The following is an 11,545-nucleotide window of genomic DNA, read 5'->3' on the forward strand; positions in this document are numbered from 1 at the left end:
GCAGCGACACGCGAAGGCCCACCCTCTCACCCGAGAGGACAAACCGGGCGAACCAGTCTCACGACCCGTCAGTGATCACCGCTGACGAATCGAGGTCAGGTCAGTGCGGGTCCCCAGGAACGCGAGGTACTTGGGGTCGTCCTCTTCGAAGATGTCGGGCCCGTCGCCCATGTAGGCCCTGATCAGCTCATCCGCGGCTCGGTCGTGGTCGCCCAGTTCGAAGGCGGTCTGGCCCAGCCGAAGGTGGATGTACGGATTGCCGAGTCCGGCGGGGCACTGAACGGCGTTGTGGAAGCACTTGAACGCCCTGTCGTAAACACCGAGTCGGAAATGCACGTCTCCGATCGCGACGTAGATCCAGGTGGCGGCTGCCCATCCACGGTGGTCGCCCGGCAACAGCCGCAGAGCTTCGACGTAGCGTCGCATTCTCGCCGGCTCCTGGACTCGGCCCCGCCAGGTCCCCTGCTGGGGTGCTGGGACATCGCTCGATGCGCAGGACCGCAACTCGACAAGGGACTTGGGTCCGGCCCGCGCGGGCTGGGGCTGGCGGCGCGTCAGCGGTTATCCGATACCGCGCTGTCGCGTGTTCGGGCACGATGCGGGGATGGACCCGTACCGCCCGTACCCGAAGATCCCCGAGCGTCAGGGCCTCGCTTCTTATCGCGCCAAGGCCTGGGTAGTCACCGAGAAGGCGCACGGCGCTCACGTTGCCGTGACCTGCCGGCCTGACGGGAGTGTGCTGGCCGCCAACCGCAAGCATCGATTGGGCAGCGCCGAGTTGGACGGCTTCTTCGGCCTCTCCCGGATCTGGCCACAGCTCAGTGTCGGGGTCCGGCGGTACGCCGCGCTGCTGCGTGAGCGCTACGGCCCCGACGGCGAGGTGACCGTGTTCGGGGAGCTGACCGGTGGCCATTACCCGCACCCTGACGTGCCCGCGCTGCCCGGCTATGAGCCCGTGCAGACCGGCGTCTGGTACTCGCCTCGCCTGGAGTTGCTGATGTTCGACACGGCGGTGGACGCTGCTGGAGGTCGGGTCTGGATCGGCGATGAGCCGATGCGCGACGCCGCCGCGCGCGCCGGGCTGCTGTGCGTTCCGTTGCTCGCCGTCGGGCCGCTGCACCGCGTCCAGGCCATGGCCCCGGGCGGCAGCACGCTGGTTCCGGCACTGCTGGGCTTGCCGCCGATTCCCGACAACCGCGCGGAGGGAATCGTGGTCGCGGTCGCCGATGAGTGGCACGGAGAGGCGCGCCCGCAGGCCAAAGCGAAGATCGACCGGTTCGCGGAGGACTCCCGGTACGACGGTTCCCGTCCGTACGCGCCGCCGCCCGGCGGTGCGGCCGGGGTGCCCGCGTGGCTGCTGGCGGAAGCGGTCGCGCTGCTCACCCCCGCACGAGCGGCCGGCGCAGTGAGCAAGCTCGGCCCCGGCGTTCCGTCGGACGCCGTGGCGGAGGAGATCATCGCTGATGCGCTGGCGGACCTGCAGGCCGCCGTGGGCGGCCTGGGCGACTACGCGGAGCCGTGCCGCGAGGCCCTTGCGCCGGCGGCGCGGGCTCTGGCGAGGCACGACGCAGACGACCGTGCCGCCCGGCGGCCGTAGAACGGGCAGCGCCCCCGCCGCGGGTGCATGCGCTGGGGGTGCTGGTGCAGTCAGGGGACTCGCCGCCGGGCGCGAGTAACGGCACTGGCGGGCATGAAGAGACATGCCCCGGCACCGCCGCAGGCACGAGCCGCCGTACGACAGACGGGCGCACCCGGTCGATGGGCGCCCACATCCACACCGGGCCAGGCCGTTCAACAACCTCACTGTTATCGAAAGTCCCATGCCCGCGAGATTAAGAGGAGGCTCTGACACGGCAGCTGCGGTTCGTGATCGCTGACGTGTCCGTGCTGGTCAGCGGGTGGGGGCAGGCCGGTCGTGGACGTGAGAGCGGCCACCGCGATCGTGATCTCTCCAAGAAGCGGTGGCCGGCACCGTTGCGTTTACGACTCGGTCCGCGACTGAGGTCAGGGCGTGCCGGCCTGGCGGGTCGACTGGTGGGTGATCAGCGGACCGAGTCGTAAGTAAGGCCGTGTCAGCGGGGTCGACTACCGTGTCGGCCATGGCTGACGCTCTGTGGGATGACGACCCATCGGCTGCCCCCGACGCGGTGCCCGGCGGCTTGACCGACCCGGGCTGGCTCGTCCGCGCGGACCCGGGCTCGGTGCTCGCCCTGCCGTGGAATATGTCGGAGCCGGAGGAGCAGCGGTTGGCGATGGTGTACCGAGCCTCGCTCGACGTGCACCGGCAGCTGACCGACGCCGAACGCCGGTTCGTCCTCGCGCTGGACGCGGCCAGGCTGGAGCAGGTGGACCTCGCTGCGCAGTTCGCGGCGGTGGCGGTTCCGGGAGCGGATCCGCTCGGCTGGGAGCCGGCCTGGGTCAGCGGCTCGCAGGCGGATTCCCGTCTGGTGCGGACGCTGACCGGTCACCAGGGCCAGGTGACCGCTGTCGCCACCGCCGTGGTCGCCGGTCGCGCGCTGGCTGTGACCGGCGGCCGGGACGGCACCGTCCGTGTCTGGGACCTTGCCGCCGGCCGGGAGGCCTGCCCGCCCCTGCCTTGTCGCACGGATGCCCGGTCGGCGCTGAGCGCCGAGGTCGACCGGATCGCCACGGCCACCTTGGACGGCAGCGAGGTCGCGCTGCTGCGCTCGAAGCTCGCCGGTGAGCAGCGGCTCCTGGTCCTCGACCTGGCGACCGGGTTCGTGACGGGTGAGTGCGTCCGCGTCGTGGCCGTGGCGGAGTTGGCCGGCCGGAGCATGGTGCTGACGCTGGAGGACGACCGGACCCTCCGGTTGTGGAACGCCGCGACCGGTGCGGAGCTCGGCTTGTCCGTCCCGGCGCAGCTGCTGGCTGGTCCGGACGGCTACCCGGCCGAGGTGCGCGTCGAACTCGGTGGCGCGGTGCGGACGTGGGACCTTGTCGGCAACGAGCTGGACTCGGCGCCGGTGGACGCGGCTCAGCAGATGTTCGATTCGCAGGCCGTCGCGGTGGTGGTCGACGGACGGCTGGTCGCCTGCGCCTTCGACCACCCCCACGGCGGCGACACCGTGGTGACCCTCATCGGTGACCTGGCCGCCGCTTGCGGGCATCGCTCCGGTGCGCCGGTTCGCGTCTCCCAGTCCGTGGCGGTGGCCGGGCGGCCGGCCGCCCTGTTGCGGGAGTACGGCGGGTCGCTGCGGGTGTGGGACCGGGTGGCCGGTTCCCGGCCCGGCGCGCAGGGGTGGGTGGTGACCACCGACGAGCTGCGCGGACAACCGCTGCAGCTGCCTGCCGAAGACCCGGGCGAGGACTACTGGTTCTGGCAACTCGCCGACCCCGCCCCGGCCTTGGCAGTGGACGCCGGACGCGCTGCGGGGAGTGTCCTGGGCACCTTCGTCGTCGACGGGCGTGCGCTCGAGCTGACCACCGACGCCGACCACGCGGTGCGGGTGTGGGACGCCGCCACCGGGGCGGAAGTCGGCGAGCGGCCGTTCCCCTGCCACGAGGACCGGATCCGGGCCGGCGCCCTGGCCGAGGTGAACGGGCAGCTGAGGGCGGTGACGGCCGGCCTGGACCGGAGCGTGCGGCTCTGGGAGGTGGCCTGCGGGCGGCAGGTCAACGGCCCGCTCAAGGGGCACACCGGGCACGTGTGGGACGTCGCCACGGCGATCGTGGACGGGCATCCGGTGGCCGTCACCGCCGGCGCGGACCACACCGTGCGGGTCTGGGGGCTCGGGGAGCGCCGGGTCCTGCGCCGCACCGGGATCCGTGGTCACAAGGACGTGGTGCTGGCGGCTGCCATGACCACGGTTCAGGGCCGGCCGGCCGTCGTCACCGCCGGTGCGGACAAGACGCTGCGCACCTGGGACCTGGCCACCGGCATACCGTACGGCGGGGGCATCGCCGCCGAGGTCAGCCTGCTGGCGACGGCGGAGCTGGACGGGCGCACCGTCGCGGTGACCGTGGCCCCGGACGCCACGCTCCGCAGGTGGGACCTGGGTACGGGCCAGGAGCTCGGCCAGCCTGTTGCCGGACCCGCCGGCCGGGTCCTGGCCCTGGCCACCGCCGGGGTCGACGGGCGAGCCGTCGCGATGACCGGCAGCTCGGACGGCACCGCGCAGCTGTGGGAGCTGGCGACCGGTCAGCACCTCGGCCGGCCCCTCACCGGCCACACCGGCCGGCTCACCGCGCTCGCCACCGCCACCGTGGACGGGCGCGCGCTGGCCGTGACCGGCAGCTGGGACAAGACGGTGCGGTTGTGGGACCTGGCCACCGGGCGGCAGCTCGGCGAACCCCTGACCGGCCACGCCGACTGGGTCACCTCGGTGATCACCACCACGCTCAACGGGCATCCCATCGCGGTCACGGCCGGCCGGGACGGCACGATCCGCACCTGGAGCCTGCCCGACGGCCGACCGTGCGCCGAGCCGCTGCCCTGCCCCGCCGGGCCCGTACGCGGGCTGGCGACGGCCGTACTCGGCACCAGCACCCACCTGATCACCACCAACGGCACCGAGACGGTATCGGTGCGCGACCTGGCCACAGGCGCCGAACTCGTGCCACCCCTGCGCTGTCCCGCGCCCGTCCAGTCGGCCCTCGCCGCACCGGACGGCGCACTGGTGCTCTGCTTCGGCCCGGAGATCGCCGTGCTGTCCGCCGTTGACGGTCAGGCATCGGGTCGGGCGGCGGCCTCGGGCTACGACTCGGCCCGCGTTGCCGCTCGACCAGGGCCGTGACGTGACAACGGCTGCACGGATCACCCGTCGCCGAGAAGGAGGCAAGACCTGGGATCACGTACACGGCTCAGCGTGTGTCGACCACAACCGGTCGGATTAGCTTGACAGGTTCATCGCCCGTCTCCGTCCGGATCCCGTCGGCGCCACACACGGTGTACGGTCCCATGAGTCGGGAACCGGCAGTACTGGCCAAGTACCACCGGCCGCCGATCAGGGCCAGCGCATAGTACGGATCCCGGGGGTCGACATCGGCCAGGGACGGATACACGCCGCCCAAGACGTCCACGCCGAGTCGTTCTCCGACGTGCTCCGCGACGCGCAGGTCAGGGTACGGCCCAAGATCACACTCGTGCACGTACACCACAAGATCGAGCGGCCACGCCGGATCTTCGGTGGGTTTCAGACTTGCCCACAGGCTTCCGATGTTGTCCGGGGCGTCGGCTCCAGGGGGCTGCACTACCAACTGCAGGCCAGGTGGGATCAATTCCACGAACGTGGCAACCACGTCGGCAACGGTGAGCGCCCATGACACGGTGATACTGAACATGATCGTCATACAAACACGCCTCGCAGGGCATCGCGCTGGTCGAGTGCGGCACCCGCGCGATCCTCGGCGCGGCCTTCGGACCGGACACGACCGGTGAACTCGGCTATGCACGCCATCTCCTGGACGGGCCGGACACGTCGATGGTTCTGCTCGCCGACGCCTACTACGACGCCATGGACTTTCTGGAGGCGGTCACGAGCACCGGCGCCTCGAACGGCTTCTGAGCCCCCTGCAGGCGGGGCCGCTCTTCCTCGGGATCGGCACCGGGTTCCTCGGTGCCCGGCCCTCTCCGACCAGGGCTCGCGCCGCCTGGGGCGGCAGGTGGTCGCGGGCGGCGCCGATGCGTCACGCAACTACGCTCCCCAGATGCCCTTTCGGCCCCGTACTCGTGTGCGATGGTGAGCTCTCGGTAGGTCGATCGGCGAGGGGGTTCAGCAGGTGGGGGAGAGAGCGACCGGGCAGTGGCGGGTCGAGTGGGACAGCGGGTCCTTGGGCGGCGACCACCGTCCTCCGCCTCCCCCCGGTGTCCCGGCCTGCGGGGTGACGGCGATAGCAGTGGCGGTGGTGGACGGCCGTTCCCTGGCCCTCGCGGCCGGTGCCGACGAGCTGGTGCGGGTGCGGGATCTCGCCACCGGGGAGCTCGTGAGCCAGCTGTACGCGGGTGACCCCAACCTGGTGTGGGGGGTGGCGGCGGCGGTGGTGGACGGCCGTTCCCTGGCTCTCGCGGGCGGTGGCGACGGGCTGCTGCGGGTCTGAGACCTGACCACTCGTGAGCTGCTGGGCGAGCCCCTCGTCAGCCTGCACGGCTGCGTCAACGCAGTGGCGATCGGGGTGCTGGACGGCCGCACGGTCGCCGTGACCGCCGGCGACGGGGAGCCGCTGCAGCTGTGGGAGCCGGCCGTGCCCCGGCAGCTCGGTGCGCCCCTCCGACGTTACGACGCAGAGGCGTTGGCGGTGGCGACGGTCGTACTGGAGGGCCGTACCCTCGCCGTGACTGGCGGCGACGGGCCGATGGTGGCGCTCTGGGACCTGGCCGCCCGCGAACACGTCTGCGAGCCCCTCCTCGGTCACGACGGCGCGGTGAACACCGTGGCGACGACGCTGTTGGACGGCCGGCCCGTCGCCGTCACCGGCAGCGACGACGACACCGTCCGGGTCTGGGACCTGACGGCCCGCAAGCAGCTGGGCGAGCCGCTGACCGTCCACCACGACGGGGTGCTGGAGATGGCGGTCGGGTCGGCCGACGGCCGGACCGTGGTCGCCATCGCCGGCGGGGCGAACCTGGTCCGGGTCTGGGACCTGGCCACCCGGGAGCAGATCGGCCCGGATCTGGTCTTCCCCCTGGTGGTGGGAGCCCTGGCGATGGCGCCGGACGGCCGGCTGCTGGCCGGCATCGGTCCGTATCTCGCCGCGCTGACGTACCACCGCTGACACCTCCACCCGCGTCGAGCCCCCGCGGGCCACGCGCCTCACGTTGTCGCCGGTGACCCGCCAGCCGTTCGCCGATGACCCGAAAGGGACTCCCGATCGATCAACAAGTCCCGTGATCGGTACGACAACGGCTTCTCACACCCGTCGGTTGTCTGGACAGCGCCCGGCCAGGTTCTGCGCCCGGCCAGGTTCTGCGCCCGGCCCATGGCCCGTCGGACCTGGCGTTCGATCAGGCAGAGCAGGTGACCTGGATCAGGTCGGCGGCGGAGGTGTCTGATGTTCCGCTTCAGCAGCCCCCGCTGGGCCACGAACTCGCTGTCGCACCTGCCGGGTAGCGTTCACGGGCATCGTAGGAACTGCACGTTGACAGGAGTTCACTTGACCGAGGACGACGCGCGGACCAGGCTCGGTGCCCTGCTTTTCGACGGCCTCTGGCCCGGCCTGGACGAAGCTGGCTTGAACGTTGTGGAATACGACCCCGGCTGGCAGTCTCCGTGCCAGCTGGGGGAGCCCACCCCCGGGGGCGTGATCCGGTGGAAGCCCGTCCCGATGGAGCAAGCCCCGGACTTCACCGAGCTCGAGCGCGCACTCACCAGGATCGGCGCGACGCTGCATCCGGATGTGCCGGCCCTCTACGGCAGCTTCTGGTGTGGTCCGGTGGACGGGTTGGAGCACTCCGGGGAGACGGTGTCGCTCTGCACCGTGTGGAACGCGGACGAGCTGCGGCGAACGGTGCATGGTCTGGCCGAACAGGCACGCCAGGCAGGGAAGTTCGGCGACGACATCACCTTCCCGGTCGCCAGTGCCTATGGCGACCTGTTCTTCGTGCTCGACAATGCCACCGGCAGCATCCTGCTCCAGGAGATCGGTCACCGGGGTGGCCGGAAGGTCGCGCCGTCGCTGGCGCAGTTCCTGGCGGACCTATGACCGGCGCAACGATCCCCTGCACGTCGTGGGGTGTCCTCGCGCCCTCCCCCACCGAGCGGCTCGGCGGCACCGGCGATGACGTCTGAGAGCGTGCCGCCCGCGGCATCGAGCGGTGTGGAGTGGGCGGACGGCTCTCCTCCCGGCCTGCCGCTGGACTGGCGTGAGCCGTTCGCGAGGGCGGAGTTGCTGCCGCTGCCCGGCGAGGAGCGGGCGGTCAGGATACGCGGCCCCTTCCTCACCGACGGACGAGTCCCGTTCTGGGCGTTGTTCGCGCCTGCTCTCGCGGCGCTGAACGGGCTGGACGAGTGTCCGGAGCTGATGCGGGACTGTGCGATGACCGCCTGCAGGCCCCTTGCCGTGCTCGCCCAGGGAAGCGGGTACGCCTGGCTGCGAGTCCGGGTGGAGGAGGTCACGAGGCTGGTCGAGGCCGCCGACAGATTCCCGCCCTCGACCGCCGGGTCATTGGAAGACTTGCTCCCTCCCGGCGGAATCGGGGTGACGTCCAGCCAGGCCGCTTCGGGCGGCCTGCGGTACTACGACTGGTCGATTCAGAGCAACATCGGACGCTGGGCCGTGTGCACCGACGACGAGCACGGCATGGCACTCCTGCTCTACGGGGAGTGGGCTTTCGATCAGGACGATGTCGCTCTCGGCCATCATCCGCTCTCCCCGTCCGAGACCGCCCTGCTGCGGGCCGCATGGCCCAACCTCGGCCACAGCGGGTGATCCACTGCCCGAGAGCAAAGAGCAACAGCCGGCAGCCCGTTACCGCTCGCCGTCGTGCCGGGCAGCGGCCTGGCGGGAACGCAGAGCCGCCTCGGCCTCCGCGCGCTTGGGAGTCATCTCATGTGGCGAGTCAGCGATAACGGATGAGGGCCGGGGCGATGCCGGCTGAGGCGCCTCGAGGTTTCCGGACAGAGACCCAATAGAATCTCTGTTCAAAGGAAACGAGGTAGCAGTGGCACCACCCAGCAAGTACTCGCCTGAGTTCCGCGAAGAAGCCGTCCAAATCGCCCTCAGGTCGAGCAAGACCGTCACCGAGGCTGCTCGGGAGCTCGACCTTAATTCAGAAACCCTTCGCGGCTGGGTAAAGAGGCACCACCGCCAACAGGAGCCTTCGGCCGACGCGGAGCTGACAACGAATGAGCGCGCGCCTGAAGGAGCTTGAGCGACGAAACCGCGAGCTGGAGATGGAAAACAGCTTCCTGGGAAAAGCCGCAGCGTACTTCGCGAAGGATCACCGATAAGTGAGAAGTTCGAGTTCATTGATCAAATGAGACTCGATACAGCGGAGTGCGCCTACCTCATCGACTTCATGTGCGCCAAACTCGGCACCTCCCGCTCCGGCTACTATGAGTGGCGCGACAGGCAAGGTTCTTATTGCGAAGATATTCGAGGACTCCGACGGTACCTACGGCTACCGACGCGTGCACGCACAGCTGCGCTGCTGGGATGTGTAGGCCGCGCCGGAGTTGGTCCGCCAGATCATAACCACCTCGCCCTCACCCCCCCCCCCCCCCAAGACCCGCAGCAGCAAGGGCTGGGTCGCCATCTCCCCACGCGTCGCCACCGCACTGCAACACCGTGCCGAGGACAGAACACCCTCACCAGCACCGGAAACCCACGGCGGCTTCGTCTTCCACAAGCCCAACGGCCAGCCTCTCCACCCCGAATACGTCCTCAACCACTTCCACTACCGCAGCAAGCAGGCCGGCATCCCCCGCACCACCGTCCACGACCTGCGCCACCTCGCCGCCACCATCTCCATCACCGCCGGCGTCCCGCTCACCGTGGTCTCCAAGACGCTGCGCCACTCAACGCTCTCCACCACCGCCAACATCTACAGCCACCTCACCACCCAGGCAGCCCGCAACGCCGTCATCAGCATCGACCGCGCCCTCACCGAAGCCGACTGCGCCAGCGCCCTCCCAATACCGGTGCCCCGACCGCGACCACAGTCCGACCACAACGCGCAATCCCACAACCGGATGACAATCATCAAACCCCGCCACCCATTGCGGGTTGACCAACCAACGCCGGGCCTCCCCCAGAGGTCCGGCGCCCCTGCGACCACAATGCGACCACCACCCCCGGAAACACGAAAAAGGCCGCCTTCGCATCGCTGCGAAAACGGCCTCCGACCTGCGTAAACGCCGGTCGGGATGACAGGATTTGAACCTGCGACCCCTTGACCCCCAGTCAAGGGGTTCAACTATTGTCGGCAGCCAAGGCCTCAATGCCTCGGCTTTTTCCTTGCTCAACTGCACTGAACCCAAGGGAAGTTGAGACTCATTGTGAAGATCCACGGTCGGCAGAGCTCGAACCCGCTCGGTGCCCAGTCGGGCTCAAGTTCGTACAGAGACGCTCGTTATCGCCCAACGGGCGCTCATGAGCGCCCACCAGGCGCGGTCCCGAGCTGGTCCCCAAATGGTCCCCAGGGCCCCGGACCGGCCTTGGTCACCGCGAGTGACGGCAATCTGTCGACCCTTCAGAAGAGCCCGTCTGCAGGCCACCGCGGCCCGTCATACGTCACCGCTGACCAGCCCGGGGGGCCCGGGCGGATCAAGGTCGACTACCCACTGGCTACGGTTGGTGATCTTCCAGGCGGTGTGTCGTCTTGAGCGGGTCCTCGCCGTCTGATTATGACGTGCCTCGCGCACCGCCCCGCACGCTCTGCCGCCACGCCCGGCCGAGCGGCGAGCCTTGGACCAGGTCACCGCGTTCAAGAAGGAGAAGCACATGGGACAGCGTGCGCAGCGGGGCAGGGTGTACCGGCGGTGCGGGTGCAAGGACGGGCACGGGAAGCAGTTGGGTGCGTGGTGTGTGCGGCCGCTGGAGGAAGCGGTGCACGGGTCGTGGACGTACTGCGTCGACCTGGCGCCGGAGGACGGTCGGCGTCGTACCCGGCGTCGTGGCGGGTTCGCGACGGAGGCTGCGGCCGCGCAGGAGCTGGCGGCGGTGCTGGAGGGTGAGCTGAGCGGGGCGTACGAGGAGCGTCGTACCACCGTGGCGGACTACCTTCGGGAGTGGCTGGCCACGCGAAAGGAGGAGCTCACCGCGAACACCTACGCCGGGTACAAGGCGTACGTGGAGCGGGATCTGATCCCCGCGTTCGGGCGTTGCCGGCTGCTGGACCTGCGGCCGAAGCAGATCGAGGACTGGATGGCCGCGCAGCGCAAAGCCGGCCGGGGCCGGGTCACGCTCTACCGGGTCGTCTCGACGCTGCGCAACGCGCTGGACCACGCGGTGCGGTCGTGGCGGCTGAAGTTCAACCCGGCCGAGCACTGCGTGCCGCCCAAGCCCCGAGCGGAGGAGCGCACGTGCTGGACGCCGAAGGAGGCTGCGGCGTTCCTGCGGCACAACGCGGAGCAGTACGTGGACCAGCTGGGCGACCTGTTCGAGGTCCTGCTCGGTACCGGCATGCGCCGCGGTGAGGTCTTGGCCCTGCACTGGTCGGACGTCCACCTCATGGACCGCAAGCTGTTCGTCCGCTGGACGCGCTCGGCCGTGGACAACGGCGACCTCCACTTCAACCAGCCCAAGACCGAGGCCAGCCGCGCCTGGATCAGCCTCTCCGCCAGGGTCATGGCCGCCCTCCACCGCCAGGCCGCGATCCAGATGGCCGCCCACCCCGAGAGCCGGCTGGAGGGTCTCGTCTTCGCCCACGCGGACGGATCGCCCCTGCGGCCCCAGTGGGTCCTCGACCAGCTCCGCAAACGCACCGCTGAACTCGGACTGCCCAGGATCGGCCTGCACGACCTGCGGCACACCGCGGCCAGCATCATGATCGCCGAAGGGTGCAGATCTAATGAGGGCTCTGGCGATCAAGCCGCTGGTATGAGCGCGTCGCGGTATCGGGCCTGGTGGTTGCGGTTGAACTCCTGCT

At 70.1% G+C, this 11,545-nt stretch carries 10 protein-coding genes; 8 read left to right on the plus strand and 2 right to left on the minus strand.

Annotated features, from left to right (window positions below; genetic code table 11):
* Window positions 1-75 precede the first annotated feature (75 nt).
* Window positions 76-426, minus strand: coding sequence for a tetratricopeptide repeat protein (locus tag P3T29_RS31905; protein ID WP_280720175.1), 351 nt, complete (start codon window positions 424-426; stop codon window positions 76-78).
* Between the two features lie 178 nt (window positions 427-604).
* On the opposite strand from P3T29_RS31905, the gene P3T29_RS31910 reads away from it, so the two are divergent.
* Window positions 605-1,597, plus strand: coding sequence for an RNA ligase family protein (locus P3T29_RS31910; RefSeq protein WP_280720176.1), 993 nt, complete (start codon window positions 605-607; stop codon window positions 1,595-1,597).
* 502 nt (window positions 1,598-2,099) lie between these two features.
* Entirely contained in the window at window positions 2,100-4,754 is a 2,655-nt protein-coding gene (locus tag P3T29_RS31915; RefSeq protein ID WP_280720177.1) for a WD40 repeat domain-containing protein, read from the plus strand.
* A 67-nt stretch (window positions 4,755-4,821) separates the two neighbouring features.
* Here P3T29_RS31915 and P3T29_RS31920 read toward each other — a convergent pair whose 3' ends face one another.
* Complete coding sequence (locus P3T29_RS31920) at window positions 4,822-5,310, minus strand: hypothetical protein (protein ID WP_280720178.1); 489 nt, start codon at window positions 5,308-5,310, stop codon at window positions 4,822-4,824.
* Between the two features lie 429 nt (window positions 5,311-5,739).
* Here P3T29_RS31920 and P3T29_RS31925 point away from each other — a divergent pair, with 429 nt between their 5' ends.
* The 6 genes from P3T29_RS31925 to P3T29_RS31950 all read left to right on the plus strand — a co-directional run.
* Window positions 5,740-6,057 (plus strand): hypothetical protein, encoded by a 318-nt coding sequence (locus tag P3T29_RS31925; RefSeq protein ID WP_280720179.1) that lies wholly within the window; start codon window positions 5,740-5,742, stop codon window positions 6,055-6,057.
* A 63-nt stretch (window positions 6,058-6,120) separates the two neighbouring features.
* Window positions 6,121-6,732 (plus strand): hypothetical protein, encoded by a 612-nt coding sequence (locus P3T29_RS31930; protein WP_280720180.1) that lies wholly within the window; start codon window positions 6,121-6,123, stop codon window positions 6,730-6,732.
* Window positions 6,733-7,110: 378 nt separating this feature from the next.
* The gene (locus tag P3T29_RS31935; protein WP_280720181.1) at window positions 7,111-7,659 is read left to right on the plus strand and encodes a SecY-interacting protein Syd; all 549 of its coding nucleotides are present in this window, start codon (window positions 7,111-7,113) and stop codon (window positions 7,657-7,659) included.
* Window positions 7,660-7,734: 75 nt separating this feature from the next.
* Window positions 7,735-8,385 (plus strand): hypothetical protein, encoded by a 651-nt coding sequence (locus P3T29_RS31940; protein WP_280720182.1) that lies wholly within the window; start codon window positions 7,735-7,737, stop codon window positions 8,383-8,385.
* A gap of 746 nt (window positions 8,386-9,131) precedes the next feature.
* The gene (locus P3T29_RS31945) at window positions 9,132-9,809 is read left to right on the plus strand and encodes a site-specific integrase (RefSeq protein WP_280720183.1); all 678 of its coding nucleotides are present in this window, start codon (window positions 9,132-9,134) and stop codon (window positions 9,807-9,809) included.
* Window positions 9,810-10,398: 589 nt separating this feature from the next.
* On the plus strand, window positions 10,399-11,545 hold a 1,147-nt coding region (locus P3T29_RS31950), incomplete at its 3' end, for a site-specific integrase (protein WP_280720184.1).

Source organism: Kitasatospora sp. MAP5-34, from assembly GCF_029894335.1.
Classification (GTDB): Bacteria; Actinomycetota; Actinomycetes; order Streptomycetales; family Streptomycetaceae; genus Kitasatospora.